The sequence below is a fragment of the Vibrio sp. bablab_jr001 genome (assembly GCF_016464285.1).
GTDB classification, from domain to species: domain Bacteria; phylum Pseudomonadota; class Gammaproteobacteria; order Enterobacterales; family Vibrionaceae; genus Vibrio; species Vibrio fluvialis.
Genome location: NZ_JACDWZ010000072.1, coordinates 1 through 20,244 on the forward strand (window position 1 = coordinate 1; position 20,244 = coordinate 20,244).

Sequence of the window (20,244 nt, forward strand, 5' to 3'; positions counted from 1 at the left end):
TGCTGGGGTTTTTTGCTATCTGGGAGTTGCTAAACCTCCACACTCTCCAGCCTCACTGAGCGCTTCGCTCTCCTCTTTCTCTCGCCCCAGCGCTTTGTCGCTCTTAAGTGTTATTCCTAACGGCTAACGGATTGTTACCTATCTCAGGCTCTTACCCCTTCGGCTTTGTTGTCATCGCGCCTCTGTTTGGTAAAGATAGACTTGGCTTCTCTTGCTTGGCATTGCTCAGGTTGGCTTCAGACTGGTGCACTACAGAACCTTGTCTTGAAGGCTTGCGGAAGAGAGTGTGCGAATCTGGGCCGAAAGTTGTGACCCCTTGGTGCGGTGTTTCTGAGTGGTTAGGGGAGAGCAGAGATATAAAAAAGCCGATGCAGGGCATCGGCTTGGTAAGAGATAGATTCTTTATACTAAACGCGTTGAGCGACTTTGGCTTTCAGCGCCTGTTTATCGCTATCGGACAAGAACGCCAGTTCCAAGCCGTTTAATTGCGCCTGACGAATCTGCTCTTGGCTCAATCCGGCTTGAGGCGCAGCAACTTCATACTCATAAGGCAGCTCAATGCCCTCTACGGCAGGATCATCGGTATTTAGACAGGCGAGTACCCCATGCTCAAGAAAACGCTTGAGAGGGTGTAATGCCAAGCTTTCTACTGTACTGGTTTGAATGTTGGATGTCAGACATGACTCAATACCAATGCGATGTTTTGCTAAATAATCCATTAGCTGCGGATCGTGAATCGCTTTCACCCCATGACCAATACGGGTCGCGCCTAAGTCACGAATCGCTTGCCACATACTTTCCGGACCAGCCGCTTCTCCTGCGTGAACAGTAATATGCAGGCCTGCATCGCGTACCTGTTTAAAATGGCTGACGAAACGATCGCCGGGCTGGCCGAGCTCATCACCGGCAAGGTCGACGGCCACAACATGATCTTTCTGGCTCAGAATCGCGTCCAGTTCTTGCTGACAAGCGTCTGTGCCAAAAGTACGGCTCATGATGCCAATCAGGTTGGCTTGTACGCCAAAATCGCGCACGCCGGCTTTTACGCCGTCGACAACGGCTTCAACGACACCCGCTACAGGCAAGTTGTGTTTCATTGCCATGTAGTACGGTGAGAAGCGCAGCTCGGCGTAATCAATTTGCGCGTTGAGTGCATCTTCTACGTTTTCATACGCAACGCGGCGGCAAGCGTCCAGATCGCCCAGTACTGCCACACCCCAGTCTAGTTTAGACAGGAAAGCGACCAGTGAAGGTTCAGCTTCAACGATCTGTACGTGCGGAGTGAGATCCGCAACGGTGTAGGCTGGCAGAGCTACACCAAATTTTTGACCGAGGTCGAGAATGGTTTGAGTGCGAATGTTACCGTCAAGATGGCGGTGTAAATCAGTGAGTGGAATATTTTTCGTAATCATTATCGTCTACCAAGGCAAAATCTGCGCTAAGTATAAAAACCAAACCTTGCGGTGTCAGTAGTGAGAATGGCGAATCGAGTGCTATTTTGCTGATATTCTCTTCATGTTAACCAGATCTGTTGGCCATTCATGGTACGACATCGGTTTGTTGAACAAGAACCCCTGGCCTTGTGGGCAGTCAAGTTTGGCTAGCAATTCGGCCTGTTCAGGTGTTTCAATGCCTTCTGCAACGATGTTGACCTTAAAACTGTTGGCCAGATTGATGATGGTGGCTGCAATGCTGCTTTCATACTGTTCTTGCTTGAGTAGAGAAACGAAAGCCCGATCGATCTTAAGGCAATCGAAAGGCAGCTTATACAGATAGGCGAGCGAGCTGTAGCCGGTCCCAAAGTCGTCAATCGCCAGACGGATCCCCAAGCGCTTGATGGAGTGCATGGTGTTTAAAATCACCGGGTCGTTATTGACGATACGGGATTCGGTAATTTCCAGCGTCAGATTGTTCGGTTGCATGCCCGTGACACGCAGCGTCTCTTCAAGCTGTGGCATGAATTCAGGATGGGAAAGCTGATTGACTGACAAATTAACGTGCATCTGGAAGTCTGCGGCCCATTTACCTTGCTCGATACCTTTCACGGTATCGCAGCATGCTTGTCGCAGGATTTGTTCGCCAATCGCGTTAATAAGCCCGCTTTCTTCTGCAATCGGGATGAAGTCCATGGGTGGTACTAAACCATATTCTGGCGACAGCCAGCGCGCTAAGGCTTCTGCTCCCAACACTTCGCCGCTGTGCAGGTCAACGATTGGTTGATAGAACGGAACAAACTCGTGGTTTTCCAGCGCCAGCTTAATCTGCGTCACCATTTGGGTTCGCTTGCGAGAAACATCGGCCATCTCCGGCACATAGTAACTGAGACGGGTGGAGTCTTGCTTGGCGTTACTTAATGCGATGCTGCCGTTGCGCAGCCACACCGTCATGCTGGCAGGTTCAAGCCCATGAACAATACCCACCGAGATGTTCACGGCGATGTTTTCATTCGGCATATTGAACGGCGTGGCGAACAGTTGCAGCAACTGTTGGGCAAACTGCTTGATGGCCGGAATATCATTGCTTTGAGGAAGATAGATGGCGAACTCATCACCACCAATGCGGGCGATGTAGCTGTTGTCGTGACTGACGGTTTTCAGGCGTTGGGCAATGAGGACGAGCAGCTGATCGGCCTGGTGATGGCCAAGGCTGTCATTGATGTCTCTGAACTTATCGATGCCAATCAAGAACAGGCTACCATGCAACGTTGGCAATTGGTTGCAGCTGTCTATCATGCCTTCGCGACTGTAAACCTTGGTCAGCGAATCGTAGATGAGTTGCTCGCGCAGCGCTTTAAATGACGCTTTGAGGTTGTTCGCCATTTCCGTAAAGGCAAACACCATCATACTGGTTTCGTAGATCTTGCCCGGTTTGGGCATTGGGCTGTCCCAATCTCCCTGCGCCAGATGTTTTGCTGCCGCCGCGGTAGAGGTAATGGGCGCCGTGATGCGGTTAAAGGTGATAAAGCCGATGCCAATCCCAAACAGGCTGACGATCAGGCCCAGCAACCAGCTGTTGCGCTGGTTTTGCGGCAGAGAGCCTAGAAGGTCTGCTTCGGAGATGGTGACATTGATGTACCACTTGAGCCCATGTTCGTCCTCGACCGACGTCACTTGGTTGAAATAGCGCGCGCCATCGACCTCGGTGCTGAACACCTCTTTCGGCAGGGTATGCGCGCTTTGCAGAACGCGGGAAATCTCGATGGCACTGGCTTTCAACACCGGATTCGGGGTTTCCTGAGTGGTGAGTCGATCGCCTTTGGGTGAATACTCGGTGCCCCATGAGACAACGCCCGTTGGCGCTGAATGTGCGATCAGACGCTGGGTTTCGTCAAAGATATACACGTCGGCATTGGTTTCACGTTTCAGCATGTGGAGAAAGGTGTTAAAGGTGCTGATTTTGACGTCGGTGACCATGACGCCGACAAACTGGGTTTGTTGCATCACCGGTGTCAGAGCGGATAACGTGATGTCCTGGCGTTCGTCCATGTTGGTATACACCGGTGACCACATCGGATGTGGATTCGCTGCCACTGGCGTATAGAAGGGACGAGTACGGGGATCATATCCGGCTATCACCGAACGGATTTCATCGCTGACTGAATCGCCATGGTAAATCGTGAGCTGCTGCTTTGTGCGGCTGTCTTTGAGCATCAGCGTGAAGCTCTGATTGTCTTCCTTGCGAAAGCCGACAAATTCGCCGTTGATGCCAGCAAAACTCATCACATCGATTTGAGAAATCGGGCGGTACAGGTCGCTGAAGCCGGAAACCAGAAATTGTTCGATCTGCTGTGAGTCATTGGGCTGATACAGATGGTGAAAGCCGATGCCGTGGCTCATGCTCTGATTAGCACGGAACGGTTCATCGAGAAAGGCGTGTAAGCGTTGGTCAACGTTGTGGGTCAGGAAGGTGAGCTGTTTGCGGCTCACATCCTGCACCATCTGTTCGTAGCTGTATTTCTGAACCGCTCCAATGACACCGATCGTCACCAGAATAATGATCACGAAAGGGAATAACACAGCGGTTTTCAAAGTCATCTGTTGTCTGAACGGCATATCCTGATTCTGCAATAATGGCCTGTGATTCGGGGCATTGGCAGTGGAGACAACAAAAGTCCTTTAATACAACTCTTTCAATTTACGTGTGAGTGTATTGCGTCCCCAGCCTAATACTTTTGCGGCATCCTGCTTATGGCCATTGGTATGGTTGAGCGCTGCTTCTAAAAGTATACGTTCAAACTCCGGGAGTGCGTAAGACAGTATCTCAGTTTCTCCTGAAGCGAGAGCGGATTTCGCCCAGGATTCCAGCTGTTTCTGCCAGCTGACATCACTGTCGAAATCGACGTTTTTCTTCTCGGCCAGCAACTCTGAAGGCAGGTCGCTCGGCAGTACCTCTGTCCCACTCGCCATTACGGTCAGCCAGCGGCACATGTTTTCCAACTGGCGAACGTTGCCTGGCCAGTCGAGGCGATTAAGAATCTCGATGGTCTTAGGATGCAGGGTTTTCATCTCCACGCCTAACTCTTTTGCGGCCAAAGCGAGGAAATGTTTAGTTAATTTATCAATATCCTGACGCCGCTCACGCAATGACGGGATCTGGATTCGAATCACGTTGAGGCGGTGAAACAAGTCTTCACGAAACTTGCCCTGATGCACCAGCTTCTCAAGATTCTGGTGTGTGGCCGCGACAATACGTACATCCACCTTGATCGCAGAGTGACCGCCGACGCGATAAAATTGCCCATCGGCCAGTACGCGCAGCAAGCGCGTCTGAATATCTAAAGGCATATCACCGATTTCGTCGAGAAACAGAGTGCCGCCGTTGGCCTGCTCAAAACGTCCCTGACGCACATTGTTTGCGCCGGTAAAGGCACCTTTTTCGTGACCAAACAGCTCTGATTCGATCAAGTCTTTCGGAATGGCCGCCATGTTAAGTGCGATAAAGGGTTTCTGCGCGCGTGGGCTGTGACGATGCAGAGCATGAGCCACCAGTTCTTTACCGGTACCGGATTCACCATTGATCAGCACTGAAATCGACGAGCGGGACAAACGACCAATGGCGCGAAACACTTCCTGCATCGCTGGCGCTTCGCCGATGATTTCCGGAGCATCATAGGTTGGGGTCAGGCGTTGTGACTGCTCTTTACGCTGCTCCTGGCCGTGGGCGATGGCACGTTCGACCAGCGTCAGGGTTTCATCCACATCAAACGGCTTAGGCAGATATTCGAATGCCCCCTTCTGGTAAGCGTTGACGGCAGCATCCAGATCGGAGTGCGCGGTCATGATGATGACGGGCAGTTCTGGTGAGCGTGAGTGCACCTGATGGAGCAACTCAATGCCGTCAATTCCGGGCATGCGAATATCGGACACCAGTACGTCAGGCGTTTCTCTTTCGAGTGCCATTAACACACTTTCGGCATCGGAAAATGTTTCGCACTTGATGTTGGCTGATGACAGGGTTTTCTCCATCACCCAGCGAATCGAGCTGTCGTCATCGACAACCCATACGTATCCTTTACTCATAGTTTGGTTCCTCAACAGCAGCCCCCATTCTCATGGTGAGAATGGTCACGTCGTTCAAATCGGTAAATAAATCGTAAATGTTGTTCTTCCTGGCCAGCTTTCTACGTCTATTTTTCCATTGTGCTGGTCTATCAGGTTTTGCGAAATGGATAAGCCGAGCCCGGTTCCTCCCTCACGGCCGCTGACCATGGGGTAGAACAAGGTGTCCTGCAGTTCTAGCGGAATGCCCGGACCGTTATCAATAATTTCGATTCTGGCCACCAACTTATGTCGCTGGCCGTGAATATTGGCTTGGTGCACTGTTCTGGTGCGCAGGGTAATCACGCCGTGTGGCTGGTTGGCCAGAATCTGCGCTGCGTTACTGACAATGTTGAGCAGCGCCTGCTCAATCTGGTAGGTGTCCATCATGATGTTGGGCAGGCTAGGATCGTAATCACGTTCAATATGCAGATCGGCACTGCCTTCCAGTTCGACCAACTGGCGTACTTTTTCCAGAATCAGGTGCAAATTTTCGGAGGTTTTTTTACCCGGCTTTTGCGGCCCCAGCAAGCGATCGACCAGAGCGCGCAGGCGATCGGCTTGTTCGATAATGATTTGGGTGTATTCGGTCAGGCTCTGGTCGGGCAGCATGCGTTCTAGTAACTGAGCTGCGCCGCGCAGGCCTCCGAGCGGATTCTTGATTTCATGAGCCAGGCCACGCACCAACAGCTTAGCGGCTTGTTGCTGCGCATGCTGGTTGAGTTCCTGAGTCAGACGGCGCTGCTGGCCTATCTTGCGCATTTCAACCAGCAACATCAGCTCTTTCTGCCATGACAGCGGGCTGACGGTAACTTCCAGCATCAGCGGCTTGCCATCCACCACAAACGTTACATCGCTGTCGGTGATGCTTTGTCCGCTCTGTAGCGGTTGGGAGAGCAGCGCCAGATCCATCGAAGCGTGTTGAATCAGCTTGGAGAGTGGTTGATTAATGATGCGTTTGGCACTTTGTGAGAACAACTGCTCGGCGGCGGGATTGGCATAACGCACACACAGGGTTTCATCCAGCATTAAAGTGGCGGTTACAACGTTGTTCAGTATCGTTTCGCTTAGCTCTGCGCTCACAGGTTCGTCCTTGTCCGTGTTCCAAAATGATGCAATGCACAATATTGGTGCATTGATTTTGTCAAGTATGGCGCAACGGAGCACAAAGAAAAAGTCAGAGACTGTTGGAAATCGAGCTATTTAGTGCAGATCTTGCCTAATTCACGGACGCTCGATGTAAATGCACCGTTACAAATAGAGACGATGCAATAACCTTGCCGTTTCCAAACGCCTGAATTGAAAAGGTATGCGACCCGCGTTCAATATTTTTCAGCTCCCACACCGTTTTGGTGCTGGGCGCACCATAAGGCTTGCCATCCATGACGAGCTGCAGGTGTTCGGAAACGTCAAGCGAGCGATTCAGCTCGGCCGCGACGGTGATTTGCCCCTGATTATTGCGGATGGTTTGGTCTGGTTGGGGAGAAGTCAGGTGGATTTGCAACGCGAGAGGCGCTGCTTTGTTCGCTTTCGGTGCAGGCAGGTCAATAGGTTGCGCGGCTTCGTAGCTGGGTTCTGGCGCAGATGCGTCATAATCGGGCAACTGAAGAGTCTGAGCTTGTGTATCGGCCGGAGCATCACTGAAGTGAACAACGCCATGTTCATCTTCCCATGTGTAAACGCTTTGTGCGTAAAGCCATTGGGGCATAATGAGCAGCCACGATAAGCATAAACCTGAAAAACGTTTCATCTTCCACCTCACTAGGTTGTGGGTTCGCCAAGACGCGGAGTCACTGGTTCGATACTGAGTATGTAACGTTCATGTTAAATGGCTTCATCACGGGCCCAAATACGAAAAAGGCCCGCCTGCGAGGCGAGCCTGATTTTCGTGTGTAACCTGCGTTACGCTTACAAAGAATAAGACTTATACAGAGTAGTACAGTTCGAATTCTAGTGGGTGTACTGCAACGTTCACGCGCTCTACATCTTTCGTTTTCAGTTCGATGTAAGAGTTGATGAAATCATCAGAGAATACGCCACCTGCAGTCAGGAACTCGCGGTCATCGCTCAGGCACTGCAGCGCTTGTTGCAGTGATTCAGCAACTTTTGGAATCTCGGCTGCTTCTTCAGCTGGAAGATCGTACAGGTCTTTATCCATTGCTTCGCCTGGGTGGATCTTGTTCTTAATACCGTCAAGGCCAGCCATCAGCATTGCTGCAAACGCCAAGTATGGGTTCGCTGCTGGATCTGGGAAGCGAACTTCGATACGACGTGCTTTAGGGCTTGGTACCACTGGGATACGGATAGACGCTGAACGGTTACGTGCAGAGTAAGCCAGCATGACAGGCGCTTCGTAGTGTGGAACCAGACGTTTGTATGAGTTGGTCGATGGGTTAGTCAGTGCGTTCAGTGCACGTGCGTGCTTGATGATACCACCGATGTAGTAGATCGCCATTTCAGACAGGCCGCCGTACTTGTCGCCAGCGAACAGGTTAACGCCGTCTTTCGCCAGAGATTGGTGTACGTGCATACCAGAACCGTTGTCGCCAACCAGTGGTTTAGGCATGAAAGTCGCTGTTTTGCCGAATGCGTGAGCAACGTTATGAACAACGTACTTGTAGATTTGGATTTCGTCCGCTTTGCTGGTCAGCGTGTTGAAACGTGTTGCGATTTCGTTCTGACCTGCAGTTGCAACTTCGTGGTGGTGTGCTTCAACAACCAGACCCATTTCTTCCATGATCAGACACATTGCTGAACGGATGTCTTGAGATGAGTCAACTGGCGCTACTGGGAAGTAACCGCCTTTCACACCTGGACGGTGACCTTTGTTACCGTCTTCGTAGTCAGTACCTGTGTTCCAAGCTGCTTCTACGTCATCGATCTTGAAGAAAGAACCTGACATGTCAGTAGAGAATTTCACGTCGTCAAACAGGAAGAATTCTGGCTCTGGACCTACCAGAACAGTATCTGCGATTCCAGTAGAACGCATGTACTCTTCCGCGCGTTTTGCGATAGAACGTGGGTCACGGTCGTAGCCTTGCATTGTTGCAGGCTCAAGAATGTCACAACGGATGTTCAGCGTTGCGTCTTCTGTGAATGGGTCAAGCACAGCTGATGATGCATCTGGCATCATTACCATGTCTGATTCGTTGATACCTTTCCAGCCAGCAACTGATGAACCATCGAACATTTTACCTTCTTCGAAGAAGTCTGCGTCGATTTGGTGAGCAGGAATTGAGATGTGCTGCTCTTTACCTTTTGTGTCTGTGAAGCGTAGGTCAACAAACTTAACTTCGTTTTCTTGGATCAGCGATAGTACGTTTTCTACTGACATCTTGGATAACCTCCAGTGTTAATAAAGCGGTTTGGGCTCGAATCAAAGTGAAACCAGCATTGATTAATGTCTGAACTACTACTTAATCTGTGCTGAATTCATATTAGCTAGAATCGTGCCAATTTCTTAAGTCCTATAAATTCAATGCCTTGCATAAGCTTGGCTCTTTTTGGTGCTTTTCGTTGCACCAATAAGATCCCTCATTGCACCTTGTTGGTGCGTTATCGGTTTCACTGCACCAATATCTATCAAAGCGAACACTATTCAGCCGATAATTTGTAGGGTTGTCAATTGGCATTTCCGTCCAGTATGCCGCGGTTTGTTTTAAATCAATTTGACGGCTAGGCTCTAAAGGAGCGAAATTCAGCGTGACAGATCACATATTCCTAGGTTTTTCGCCAAAATCTGGTACATTATTGGCCGTTTTTTGAACCAAACTCAGGTACCGGTTTTGCCTACGCGCGGAAGCGGACCATTTTGTGTAATTAAGTGAAGCAAAACTCCATGGCTACTCCACAGATTGAAAAATTAAGAAACATCGCGATCATCGCGCACGTTGACCACGGCAAAACGACCCTGGTGGATAAACTACTCCAGCAATCAGGCACGTTAGAGTCGCGCGGTGATGTTGAAGAGCGAGTCATGGACTCGAACGACATTGAAAAAGAGCGCGGCATTACCATCCTGGCGAAGAACACCGCTATCAACTGGAACGACTACCGTATCAACATCGTAGACACCCCGGGACACGCGGACTTCGGTGGTGAAGTTGAACGTATCATGTCAATGGTTGACTGTGTTTGTCTGATCGTTGATGCGGTTGACGGCCCAATGCCACAAACTCGTTTCGTAACCCAAAAAGCGTTTGCTCACGGTCTGAAACCAATTGTTGTTATCAACAAAATCGACCGCCCTGGCGCGCGTCCTGACTGGGTAATGGATCAGGTATTTGACCTGTTCGACAACCTAGGTGCAACGGATGAACAGCTGGACTTCCAAGTGGTTTACGCATCAGCTCTGAACGGCTGGGCAACGTTGGAAGAAGGCGAAACTGGCGAAAACATGGAACCGCTGTTCCAAGCCATCGTTGATAACGTAGAGCCTCCTCAAGTTGACCTTGACGGTCCGCTGCAAATGCAAATTTCTCAGCTGGACTACAGTTCATACGTTGGTGTTATCGGTGTTGGCCGTGTGACTCGCGGTACGGTAAAACCAAACCAGCAAGTGACCGTTGTGAGCGCTGATGGCAAAAAACGTAACGGCAAAGTTGGTACTGTTCTGGGTTACCTGGGTCTGCAACGCTCTGAAACAGAACAAGCGACTGCGGGCGACATCGTTGCGATCACCGGTCTTGGCGAACTGAAAATTTCAGACACCATCTGTGACGTGAACTGCATCGAAGCGCTGCCACCACTGAGCGTTGACGAACCAACGGTAACCATGACTTTCCAGGTAAACACTTCTCCGTTCGCGGGTAAAGAAGGTAAGTTCGTGACTTCACGTAACATCCTTGAGCGTCTGGAAAAAGAACTGGTTCACAACGTTGCACTACGTGTTGAGCAAACGGACGATCCAGATAAATTCCGCGTATCAGGCCGTGGTGAACTTCACTTGTCTATCCTGATCGAAAACATGCGCCGTGAAGGTTTCGAACTGGCGGTATCTCGTCCAGAAGTAATCCTGAAAGAAGAAAACGGCCAACTGATGGAACCGTTTGAAACGGTAACTATCGACGTGTTGGAAGAGCACCAAGGCGGCATCATGGAGAAAATCGGTCTGCGTAAAGGCGAACTGAAAGACATGTCTCCAGATGGCAAAGGTCGTGTACGTCTAGACTTCGTGATGCCATCACGCGGCCTGATCGGCTTCCAGACGGAGTTCATGACCCTGACTTCAGGTTCTGGTCTGCTGTACCATACCTTTGACCACTACGGCCCACACAAAGGCGGTAACATCGGCCAACGTGTGAACGGCGTACTGATTTCGAATGCAACCGGTAAAGCACTGACTTACGCTCTGTTTAACCTGCAAGAGCGTGGCCGTCTGTTCACTGAACACGCGGACGAAGTTTACGAAGGTCAAATCGTGGGTATTCACAACCGTTCGAACGACCTGACAGTAAACTGTCTGAAAGGTAAACAGCTGACGAACGTACGTGCATCAGGTACCGATGAAGCTCAGGTTCTGACTCCAGCAATCAAATACACGCTAGAGCAAGCGCTTGAGTTTATCGATGACGATGAGCTGGTAGAAGTTACGCCACAAAGCATCCGTATTCGTAAACGTCACCTGACTGAAAACGATCGTAAACGTGCATCTCGCGACGCAAAATAATCGTTGAACGAATAGAATTGAGCCCTCGGCGGTAACGCTGGGGGCTTTTTTTATGCATCTGATAAGGAGCGAATGTGAAACCCATCATCATCACTGGCGGTCCGGGCGCCGGCAAAACCACTCTGATTGACGCGTTAGCACAGGCGGGTTTGGCAACGTTTCCCGAAGTGTCGCGCACCTTGATTGAGCAAGAGAGTGCGAAGCCGAATGGCATATTGCCGTGGCACGATTTAGCAGGATTTGCTCAATTGTGTCTGGTCGCGATGAGTGAGCAAAAACGGAATGCGGACAAAGAGCCACTGGCGTTTCTCGACCGGGCGATTCCTGACATTTGTGGTTATCTGCAGGCGGCGGATATCGAACCGGATCTGCATTATGTGCAGGCCAGTCAGGGCTATTTCCCGACCGTGTTTGTGTGTCGGCCACACGCCGCCATTTATGTGCAGGATGATGTGAGACCTTATCCATTTGAGCACGCATTGGCGATTCATGAACAGTTAGTGATGACTTACATACAACTGGGTTATCACTGTGTTGAAGTGCCGTTTGATGCGGTCAGCGAGCGAGTGCGCTTTGTGCTGCGCGCCGTGGAGCACGCAGCATCATGCCACGCTACTGTTTGAGATGGGCGAGGAACTGATCCGATTCTTTAATCGCGGCGTTCATCTGCGTGATCGCGGTGCGAATATCCTGCTCTAAGGTCGCAAATTCACCTTGCAGTGAACCCACCGCGCTGGCATTGAGGTTATGCTTCAGATACAGAGTATTGTCGCGCAGGGTGTTGAGCACTGGTGTCATCTTTTGCTCGGAGCGTTTCATCGCTTTAAGCATCGTCTGATATGAAGCTTTGGTGGTGTTGAGTTTCTGCTCACTGGCACGGCGCAGTTTACTGCTGGTGTAAAGCGCAAGCTCGCCTTGCCATTCGTCAAACAAGGCATCGGCAACGTCTTCAATCGCGGCAATGCGCTCATGCACATCGGCAGCTGCTGCTTCGCTTTGTTGGTACTGATCGTTGATGCGCTCATAGGCGCTTTCCAGTTCGCCACCATCAAATTGCGTGAATGCCGACAGGGCTTCCAGTGCGCTGGTCAGCTCCTGCTGTGCGTCTTTTTGTGACTCTTGGGCGGCCTCGACACGGTCAACCATAATGTCGCGTTTGTGATAACCGACCTTTTCCATCGCCGAATAATAGGCGCTTTGACAGCCTGTCAGGGTAAAGATCGATAAGAAGATGGCCAACAGGTAAGGCATCATGAGCTCCTTTCTATTAAAATGAAGGCGTTAGCATGGCTTAGTCGCATGGGAGAGACAAGTTGAAAATCCAATCTTTGGTAAAGGATAGCGTATTGTTCGGGCGTTATTTGTTGGTGCGTATGGGCCACGACCGAGTCAATGTGAATGCCGGATACCTTGCGTACATCACGCTGTTGTCGATTGTACCAATGTTGACCGTATTGCTGTCGATCCTCTCTTCCTTCTCCATTTTTGAAAACGTCGGTGATGTGGTTCAGGATTATGTGATTACCCACTTCGTGCCCGCGGCTGGGGATGCGGTGCGTAACGCGCTGACAGAGTTCGTCACCAATACCGGCAAAATGACCGCAGTGGGTGGTATGTTCCTGTTTGTCGCAGCGCTGACGCTGATTTCGAATATCGATAAGAACCTCAACTACATCTGGCGGGTACGTAAGAAACGCCGCATGGTGTTTTCGTTCTCAATGTACTGGATGATCCTCACGCTGGGACCAATTCTGGTCGGTGCCAGTATTGCGGTCACCTCGTACATCACGTCGCTCAAACTGCTCGACAGCGAAGCACTGACTGGTGCCTTCAACTTCTTCCTGCGTCGCCTGCCGCTGTTGCTGTCGTTTTCTGCGTTTGCCGGGTTATATCTGTTGGTGCCAAACAAAAAAATTCATTTTCTGCATGCTATCGCTGGCGCATTTGTCGCTGCTATTCTGTTTGAGCTGAGTAAAAAAGCCTTTGCGGCCTACATTACTCAGTTCCCTTCTTATCAGTTGATATACGGGGCGCTTGCCGCGATTCCCATTCTGTTTGTTTGGGTGTATTTATGTTGGCTGATTGTGTTGATCGGGGCCGAAGTGACCGCTGCGCTCGGTGAGCGTGAGTACTGGAGTGACGACCCAGACGTGGTACACTCACTGCCTCAAACTCAGCACAAACAAGAAGGAAACCAAAGTGATAGCCTTGATTCAACGGGTGAGTGAAGCGGCAGTCCGCGTGGAGGGCGAAATCGTCGGTGAGATTAACCATGGCCTGTTAGTGCTGCTTGGGGTTGAACGTGATGACGATGAAGCCAAAGCCAAACGCCTGATGGAACGAGTGACCAGCTATCGTGTGTTTGAGGATGACGCAGGCAAAATGAACCTCAGCGTCAAAGATGTCGGGGGCAGTGTGCTGGTGGTCTCGCAGTTTACCTTGCCTGCGGATACGAAAAAGGGCACCCGTGCCGGCTTTTCACGTGGCGCGCACCCACAAGAGGCGCAGCGTCTATACGACTATTTTTCTGATTTGTGTGCACAGGTTTTGCCGACAGAGCGTGGACGTTTTGCGGCCGACATGAAAGTGTCACTCATCAATGATGGCCCGGTAACCTTCTGGTTGCAGGCTTAAATTTCGGCTCCTTGTGAGCTTTCGGGAACGGACTCTATGTTTAAACTTATTACGCCGAAAACGGATAATCAGCTCAATAAGTATTATCACTTCCGCTGGCAGTTGCTGCGCGAGCCGTGGCGTATGCCGATTGGCTCAGAGCGTGATGAATATGACGCGATGAGCCACCACCGCATGATTGTCGACAGTCGGGGACGGCCAATCGCGATTGGTCGCCTGTACATTACCCCGGATAACGAAGGCCAGATCCGCTACATGGCGGTCAAAGCCAGTCGTCGCGCCAAGGGTATGGGCTCGCTCGTGCTGGTGGCGCTTGAGTCTCTGGCGCGTCAGGAAGGGGCGAAACGCTTGGTGTGTAACGCTCGTGAAGACGCGATCAAATTCTATGAGAAAAATGGTTTTGAGCGCCGCGGTGAACTGACCGATGAACGCGGCCCGGTACGCCATCAGCAGATGGTCAAACCGCTCGACCCGATGGCCAATGTGCTGCGTAAACCGGAGTGGTGTACCGAGCTTCAGGAGCGCTGGGCGGCGCACATTCCGATCAGCGAAAAAATGGGGATCAAAGTGCTGCAGTACACGGGCTATCAGTTCCAGTGTGGCGCGCAGCTTAACCCGAACCTCAATCCCCATAACACCATGTTTGCGGGCTCTGCCTTTACGCTGGCGACGCTGACTGGCTGGGGGATGGCGTGGCTGCTGATGCGTGAGCGTAACCTGGAAGGAGATATTGTGCTGGTCGACAGCCGTATCCGTTACCGCCATCCGGTGGTACACAACCCGGTGGCGTCGACGTCACTGGATGGCATCAGCGGCGATTTGGACCGCCTGGCCTCCGGGCGCAAAGCGCGCATTGTGGTTAACGTGAATATTTCGAGTGGCGATAACGACGCCGTGGAGTTCATCGGCACTTACATGCTGATCCCGAACTACCAAGCCATTTTGGAAAATGCGCGCGGCTAAGGGGCTGGCACGCACGCTTTGTCCGAGCCTTTCTCCTCGCGCTGTTGATTGCGCAGCAGATCAAAATGCTGAGTATCGCAGCGCTGAGTCACCTCCAGTTCCAACATCCCTTGTTTGGGTTCAACCAAATCGATGTCACCGTGCAGGCGGGCATTGAGCGTTGGGCCGGACAGCGGCGTCGCATGCAGTGACAGGCGACCGCGGTCGGCGTTCAGCCTCAGCCCGTCGAGCGAGAAAGGCTGCACCACCAACGCATCAGAGTTCTTCATCACCAACGTGCCATCGCGCAAATTGAGGTTCAGTTCGCCGCTCAGTGAGTGAGCCAGCATCGTATAGTCGCCCGCAAGGCCATCGGCGGCCAAATCGATTTCGGCCAAGGCATCGACTTTCAATGGCAGAGGCAGCCACTGGCCGAGTTGAGTGAGCGGTACGCCGTCCCCATGCAAATTGACGTTCCATGGCGCGCTGGCTGCGTCAAATGCCCAGTTGGCAGTGGCATCCAAATAACCGTTCTCCAACGGCAGGAACGCGCGCTCAAGCTGCCAGTGTGCCTCTTTGCTGCTCATCTCCACCACACCTTGGCTACTGACGAGCGAGCCGATACTGGCGCTGTTGGCGCTGATGCTCAGTTTCCCATTCCACAGGCCCCAACGGCCATTGCGATTGAGCTCGGTATTGCGTCCTTCAACATTCAGGCCAGAGAGTTGCCAAAACGGCTTATGAGTCAGTTGGATCAATTGCAGGTTGTTGAGATCCCATTGATCAATGGTCAGATTTTTCAGCGCAGGAAGATCGCTGTCCAGCCACGCCCAATCCTGTTGCTGCTCGGCAAACCATTTGATGCCGCGTGCGGTTAACTGGTGAAGATGGATGCCGGAGGGCTGAATGTCACCACTGAGCTGAATGCTGCCTTGCAGCAATTCGGCAGCAAAATCACTGATGGTGATGTTGCCCGGGCGAAACTCGAGCTTAAACGTCGGTTCAATCCATTGCAGTCCATGCCAGTCCGCGGATTCGGCGTTGAGTGACAGGTAGCCACTGTCTTGCTGCCACAGTGACTGATCGACCGTCAGGTTCTCCAGCGACAGCGCGAGGTTGGTCAGTTTGGTCTCACCCAGCTGCAAATTGCTGCTCAGCACATCGAGGCTGTTGATGTGGTGAAGATAAGGCTTGGCCAGCTGCCACCACGGCGCGCTCAGCGTAGACAGATCGTCTTTCAGGTCCAGCTTGCTGATGGTGACGTTGACCAGCGACCAACCGGCCGGATACTGCTCTGCCTGACCAGAAAACTCGCCGCCGCGCCATTGAAACGAGGCGCCGTAAACGGTGCTGTCCTGTGCTTTGTAATCGGCATCGATCAGTACATTGTTGAGCGCTTCACCTTGCCAGTAAAACTGTTCGGCTGAGAGTTGCAGTTCGCCGTAAGGCAGCCACTGTTTGGCGTTGTTCCAGATAGGCTTTTTGACCTGTAAATTGACGCCGCGTGCAATCAGGCCGCGATTGGCGAAATCGATATTGTGCAGCGCCAGTTGATTGAGCTGCAGTTGGGCAAGAAAATCATTGTCTGGCAAGCCATCGGAAAAGTTGGCGCCATCGAGCAGTACGCTGTCGATCACCCATTTGTCCTGATGAAACAGTTGCGGGCTGAGCCAGATATCCACTTGTTGAAAGCTCAGCGGGTTGGCTCTGGTTTCCAGCGTCACATTGTGCAGGCGGAAATGGAGTGGGTATTCGTAATCGAGCTCACTGAAGGTCAGTTTTTCGGGCCACAGATGCTCGGTCAGCCACTGCGCAGACGGTGTCAGGTAACGGGTGTGCATGATGCCGAATGCGACCAGCGTCAGTGCCAGCAGCAGCGCAACCAATCCAACCCCGAGAGCAAGCAGCTTTTTCATAATTCCCTGATGCGATGACCGTCCTGAAAGTCCACAGCTTGGAGTAAATTGGCGTTGGCTTCAACAAAAAAAGCCCCTCAAAAGAGGGGCTTGCTACTGAGTTATCAGTTTTAGTCCAGTTGAGGGCCTGCCGCAACCAGCGCTTTACCTTCCGCGTTGTCGGTGTACTTAGCAAAGTTGTTGATAAAGCGAGAGGCCAAATCTTTAGCTTTGCTTTCCCATTGTAGTGGGTCGGTATAAGTATCACGTGGGTCAAGGATTGCAGGATCTACGCCTGGCAGCGCTGTTGGGACTTCCAGGTTGAAGATAGGAATGTGCTTGGTTTCGGCTTGTTCGATTGAACCATCCAGAATCGCATCAATGATGCCACGGGTATCTTTAATCGAGATACGTTTGCCCGTGCCGTTCCAGCCCGTGTTAACCAGGTAAGCTTCCGCACCAGCGGCTTCCATGCGTTTCACCAGCACTTCGGCGTACTTGGTCGGGTGTAGCGTCAGGAACGCTGCGCCGAAACAAGCAGAGAAGGTTGGCGTTGGCTCGGTAATGCCGCGTTCAGTACCAGCCAGTTTGGCAGTAAAGCCAGACAGGAAGTGGTACTTGGTTTGTTCCGGCGTCAGTTTAGACACTGGAGGCAGCACGCCGAATGCATCGGCAGACAGGAAGATCACTTTGTTCGCGTGACCGCTTTTAGAGACGGGTTTAACGATGTTGTCGATGTGGTAAATCGGGTAAGAAACACGGGTGTTCTCGGTTTTTGAACCATCATCGAAATCGATCGAGCCATCAGCGCGGACAGTCACGTTTTCCAGCAATGCATCACGACGAATCGCGTTGTAGATGTCTGGCTCGGCTTCTTTCGAGAGCTTGATGGTTTTCGCGTAGCAACCGCCTTCGAAGTTGAAGACGCCATCGTCATCCCAGCCATGCTCATCGTCACCAATCAGCGCGCGTTTTGGATCGGTCGACAGAGTCGTTTTACCGGTACCAGACAGACCAAAGAACACGGCGACGTCGCCATCTTTGCTCATGTTGGCACTACAGTGCATTGATGCGATGCCTTGCAGCGGCAGGAAGTAGTTCATCATCGCGAACATACCTTTTTTCATCTCGCCGCCGTACCAAGTACCGCCAATCAGTTGCATTTTTTCGGTCAGGTTGAATACGGTGAAGTTTTCAGAGTTCAGACCGTGTTCCTGCCATTTATCGTTGGTGCATTTCGCGCCGTTCATGACCACGAAATCCGGTTTGAACGTCGCCAGCTCTTCTTCTGAAGGACGGATGAACATGTTCTTCACGAAGTGAGCCTGCCATGCCACTTCAGTAATAAAGCGTACGCACAGACGGGTATCGGCGTTCGCACCGCAGTAGCCATCAACCACAAACAGGCGCTTGCCGGACAATTGCTTGCCAACCAGCGCTTTCAGATCGTTCCACACGGCCTGATTGATCGGTTTGTTGTCGTTTTTCGCTTGTTCAGACGTCCACCACATGTTTTCTTCGGTAGTGGCGTCTTTAACGATGAATTTGTCTTTTGGTGAGCGGCCAGTGAAGATGCCGGTATCAACGGCCACTGCACCCAGTTCAGTGACTACGCCTTTTTCGTAGCCTTCCAGATCTGAGCGAGTTTCTTCTTCGAATAACAATTCGTAACTTGGGTTTCGCACCACTTCAGTTACATCGGTTATTCCGTATTGGGTAAGATCTAATTGTGCAGCCTTAGTATGTTCCATAACGGTCATAGGTGCTCCTTATAAGGATTTTGTAGGGATTTTTAATAATGTTTGTAATTGTTATCTGCTCACCATGCTAGCAACGGGGTGGGGAAAAAACAGGGAGATAGTTCAAAAATTATCCACGCTTTCCCTGTGGTTTTAGGTAACCCGTCACATATTGTTGGCTGGGGTATTTTATCGCGCACGCAAACCATTGCGCCAGACCAAAGGGATTATTATTCCAAAGAAATTAAGTACGGCGTACGGTGAGTGTAACTATTGATTTTATTGGGTTTTGATCACAAAAAAAGCCAGCATAATGCTGGCTGTAGTGGTAAATTTTCGTGCTTGTTAAACCCGATAAATTAATGCAGGGTTTTGTTCTCTGAGCTATCTTGTGCGAACAATTCAGCCACTTGCGCGGAATCGAACGAGTAAGTGGTGCCGCAATAGTCACAATGCAGAGCGACAAAACCTTCTTCTGCCAGAATCTCGTACACCTCGTCACGCGAGAGGGTTACGATCGCTGCGGCGCTGCGCTCACGAGAACAACCGCACTGGAATTGAACCGGTTGAGGTTCGAATACTTTCACTTTTTCCTGGTTGTACAGGCGGTACAGCAGCTCATTGGCTTCCAGTGTGAACAGCTCTTCATCCTTCACCGTATTGGTCAGTTGTTCCAGGTGTTCGAAATCTTCCGGAGTACCTGTGCCGTCAGGCATGATTTGTAGCAGCATGCCAGCAGCATGAGGTTTGCCATCTTGTTCACCAACGCGAATCCACAGGCGGGTTTTCAGCTGTTCTGAACGCAGGAAGTAACCTTCCAGTACCTCTGCCAGATTGTCACCTTCCAGGCCAACCACGCCCTGATAGCGCTCGCCCTGTTTCGGTTCAATGGTGATCACCAGATAGCCGCTGCCCATCATATCGTGCAGGCCTGCGTCATCGGCAATATCGCCTTCCCAGCGAGCCACACCACGTACTTTCTGGTTGTTGTCACCGTTAATCACAGCCAGTGAAACCGGGCCGTTGCCTTGCAGCTGCAGGGTAATCGAGCCTTCAAACTTCAGCGTAGCCGTCAGCAGTGAGGTCGCAACCAAAAGCTCACCCAACAGTTTCTGTACTGGAGCTGGGTATTCCTTGCTGGTAATCATGTGTTGGTACGTTTCATCCAGTTGCACCAACTCGCCACGTACTGAAAGATCTTCAAATAGGTAGCGGTTTAACGTGTTTTTCGACACTGAGCTTGTAGTCATAAGGAATAGTCCGGCTCTTTATTGATGTTTAAATTTTAGAAGATCGCGGCGCTGTTTTTTATCCGGGCGGCGATCCGGGGCTGGGTTGGTGGCGTTGAGTTTACGCGCCAGCGCCATGCGCTCGCGTTTCACCACGCTTTCAGCCGTTTCTGAATACAGGGTCTGAGCTTCCGGTGCGCCACGTCTCTGTTCGGAAACGCGTTCAATTACAACGGTTTTTTCTTCGTTGCCTTGGCGCAGGGTAATGATCGCACCGACTTCGACCAGCTTACTTGGTTTTGTTCGCTGGCCATTATAGTGAACTTTGCCACCATCGACCATATTCCGCGCCAGCGAGCGAGTTTTGTAAAATCTTGCGGCCCACAACCATTTATCGAGTCGAACCGCTTCAGATGGGGAACTCATGCTGGCAAATTACCTCTAATGTGTTTATTTCGCTTTTGGCTTGCTGGTTACAATGGTGATTGCATGTCAGTTTTTCAAGCAAGTCGACAATTTAATCGTAAGTTAAAAGAAGTCCGCGAAGCTTGTGATATATTGCTATATTTTATATAAGGTCCTGAATTAAAAGGCTCCTAC

General features: G+C 51.2%; 16 protein-coding genes. 5 read left to right on the forward strand and 11 right to left on the reverse strand.

The genetic code is table 11. The features are described 5' to 3' along the window. Positions 1-407: 407 nt before the first annotated feature. The 6 genes from add to glnA all read right to left on the reverse strand — a co-directional run bounded on the left by add (position 408) and on the right by glnA (position 8,871). Positions 408-1,412, reverse strand: coding sequence for an adenosine deaminase (gene add / locus JIG40_RS10615; protein ID WP_199465328.1), 1,005 nt, complete (start codon positions 1,410-1,412; stop codon positions 408-410). Positions 1,413-1,493: 81 nt separating this feature from the next. After that, positions 1,494-4,052, reverse strand: a complete 2,559-nt coding sequence (locus tag JIG40_RS10620; RefSeq protein WP_199465329.1) for a GGDEF and EAL domain-containing protein — start codon at positions 4,050-4,052, stop codon at positions 1,494-1,496. A 63-nt stretch (positions 4,053-4,115) separates the two neighbouring features. Next, on the reverse strand, positions 4,116-5,519 hold the full coding sequence (gene glnG / locus JIG40_RS10625; protein ID WP_020329310.1) for a nitrogen regulation protein NR(I): 1,404 nt from the start codon (positions 5,517-5,519) through the stop codon (positions 4,116-4,118). 54 nt (positions 5,520-5,573) lie between these two features. Further along, positions 5,574-6,620, reverse strand: coding sequence for a nitrogen regulation protein NR(II) (glnL, locus tag JIG40_RS10630; RefSeq protein WP_020329311.1), 1,047 nt, complete (start codon positions 6,618-6,620; stop codon positions 5,574-5,576). A gap of 136 nt (positions 6,621-6,756) precedes the next feature. Further along, the gene (locus JIG40_RS10635; RefSeq protein ID WP_154183905.1) at positions 6,757-7,287 is read right to left on the reverse strand and encodes a DUF4124 domain-containing protein; all 531 of its coding nucleotides are present in this window, start codon (positions 7,285-7,287) and stop codon (positions 6,757-6,759) included. A gap of 174 nt (positions 7,288-7,461) precedes the next feature. Continuing rightward, on the reverse strand, positions 7,462-8,871 hold the full coding sequence (glnA, locus tag JIG40_RS10640) for a glutamate--ammonia ligase (RefSeq protein ID WP_020329313.1): 1,410 nt from the start codon (positions 8,869-8,871) through the stop codon (positions 7,462-7,464). 504 nt (positions 8,872-9,375) lie between these two features. On the opposite strand from glnA, the gene typA reads away from it, so the two are divergent. Further along, positions 9,376-11,205, forward strand: a complete 1,830-nt coding sequence (gene typA / locus JIG40_RS10645) for a translational GTPase TypA (protein ID WP_032082483.1) — start codon at positions 9,376-9,378, stop codon at positions 11,203-11,205. 74 nt (positions 11,206-11,279) lie between these two features. Next, positions 11,280-11,828 (forward strand): AAA family ATPase, encoded by a 549-nt coding sequence (locus JIG40_RS10650; RefSeq protein WP_158151641.1) that lies wholly within the window; start codon positions 11,280-11,282, stop codon positions 11,826-11,828. Here JIG40_RS10650 and JIG40_RS10655 read toward each other — a convergent pair. Further along, positions 11,818-12,456 (reverse strand): DUF2959 domain-containing protein, encoded by a 639-nt coding sequence (locus tag JIG40_RS10655; RefSeq protein WP_199465330.1) that lies wholly within the window; start codon positions 12,454-12,456, stop codon positions 11,818-11,820. The genes JIG40_RS10650 and JIG40_RS10655 overlap by 11 nt on opposite strands. 62 nt (positions 12,457-12,518) lie before the next feature. Between JIG40_RS10655 and JIG40_RS10660 the strand changes: the two genes are divergently transcribed. From JIG40_RS10660 to JIG40_RS10670, 3 genes are read left to right on the forward strand one after another with little or no spacing between them, the layout of a single operon-like run. Beyond that, complete coding sequence (locus tag JIG40_RS10660; RefSeq protein WP_038127848.1) at positions 12,519-13,433, forward strand: virulence factor BrkB family protein; 915 nt, start codon at positions 12,519-12,521, stop codon at positions 13,431-13,433. Beyond that, positions 13,405-13,839 carry a D-aminoacyl-tRNA deacylase gene (dtd, locus tag JIG40_RS10665; protein WP_020329319.1) on the forward strand — a complete coding sequence of 145 codons (435 nt, stop codon included), beginning with the start codon at positions 13,405-13,407 and terminating at the stop codon, positions 13,837-13,839. The genes JIG40_RS10660 and dtd overlap by 29 nt, the downstream gene beginning before the upstream one ends. A gap of 36 nt (positions 13,840-13,875) precedes the next feature. Then, on the forward strand, positions 13,876-14,802 hold the full coding sequence (locus tag JIG40_RS10670) for a bifunctional GNAT family N-acetyltransferase/hotdog fold thioesterase (protein WP_020329320.1): 927 nt from the start codon (positions 13,876-13,878) through the stop codon (positions 14,800-14,802). On the opposite strand, the gene JIG40_RS10675 is transcribed toward JIG40_RS10670, so the two are convergent. The 4 genes from JIG40_RS10675 to hslR all read right to left on the reverse strand — a co-directional run bounded on the left by JIG40_RS10675 (position 14,799) and on the right by hslR (position 20,070). Then, entirely contained in the window at positions 14,799-16,697 is a 1,899-nt protein-coding gene (locus JIG40_RS10675) for an AsmA family protein (RefSeq protein ID WP_199465331.1), read from the reverse strand. The two genes, JIG40_RS10670 and JIG40_RS10675, sit on opposite strands and share 4 nt — an antisense overlap. Positions 16,698-16,807: 110 nt before the next feature. Next, positions 16,808-18,436 carry a phosphoenolpyruvate carboxykinase (ATP) gene (gene pckA / locus JIG40_RS10680; protein ID WP_199465332.1) on the reverse strand — a complete coding sequence of 543 codons (1,629 nt, stop codon included), beginning with the start codon at positions 18,434-18,436 and terminating at the stop codon, positions 16,808-16,810. A 338-nt stretch (positions 18,437-18,774) separates the two neighbouring features. Then, positions 18,775-19,650: an Hsp33 family molecular chaperone HslO gene (hslO, locus tag JIG40_RS10685; protein WP_024373342.1), complete on the reverse strand. Its 876-nt coding sequence runs from the start codon at positions 19,648-19,650 to the stop codon at positions 18,775-18,777. A gap of 33 nt (positions 19,651-19,683) precedes the next feature. Next, on the reverse strand, positions 19,684-20,070 hold the full coding sequence (gene hslR, locus JIG40_RS10690; protein ID WP_020329324.1) for a ribosome-associated heat shock protein Hsp15: 387 nt from the start codon (positions 20,068-20,070) through the stop codon (positions 19,684-19,686). Positions 20,071-20,244 lie beyond the last annotated feature (174 nt).

Excerpts from the sequence above, each read along its gene's own strand:
- add (WP_199465328.1), bottom strand. The coding sequence starts at position 1,412 with ATGATTACGAAAAATATTCCACTCACTGATTTACACCGCCATCTTGAC.
- JIG40_RS10620 (WP_199465329.1), bottom strand. The coding sequence starts at position 4,052 with ATGCCGTTCAGACAACAGATGACTTTGAAAACCGCTGTGTTATTCCCT.
- glnG (WP_020329310.1), bottom strand. The coding sequence starts at position 5,519 with ATGAGTAAAGGATACGTATGGGTTGTCGATGACGACAGCTCGATTCGC.
- JIG40_RS10635 (WP_154183905.1), bottom strand. The coding sequence starts at position 7,287 with ATGAAACGTTTTTCAGGTTTATGCTTATCGTGGCTGCTCATTATGCCC.
- glnA (WP_020329313.1), bottom strand. The coding sequence starts at position 8,871 with ATGTCAGTAGAAAACGTACTATCGCTGATCCAAGAAAACGAAGTTAAG.
- typA (WP_032082483.1), top strand. The coding sequence starts at position 9,376 with ATGGCTACTCCACAGATTGAAAAATTAAGAAACATCGCGATCATCGCG.
- JIG40_RS10655 (WP_199465330.1), bottom strand. The coding sequence starts at position 12,456 with ATGCCTTACCTGTTGGCCATCTTCTTATCGATCTTTACCCTGACAGGC.
- JIG40_RS10670 (WP_020329320.1), top strand. The coding sequence starts at position 13,876 with ATGTTTAAACTTATTACGCCGAAAACGGATAATCAGCTCAATAAGTAT.
- JIG40_RS10675 (WP_199465331.1), bottom strand. The coding sequence starts at position 16,697 with ATGAAAAAGCTGCTTGCTCTCGGGGTTGGATTGGTTGCGCTGCTGCTG.
- pckA (WP_199465332.1), bottom strand. The coding sequence starts at position 18,436 with ATGACCGTTATGGAACATACTAAGGCTGCACAATTAGATCTTACCCAA.
- hslR (WP_020329324.1), bottom strand. The coding sequence starts at position 20,070 with ATGAGTTCCCCATCTGAAGCGGTTCGACTCGATAAATGGTTGTGGGCC.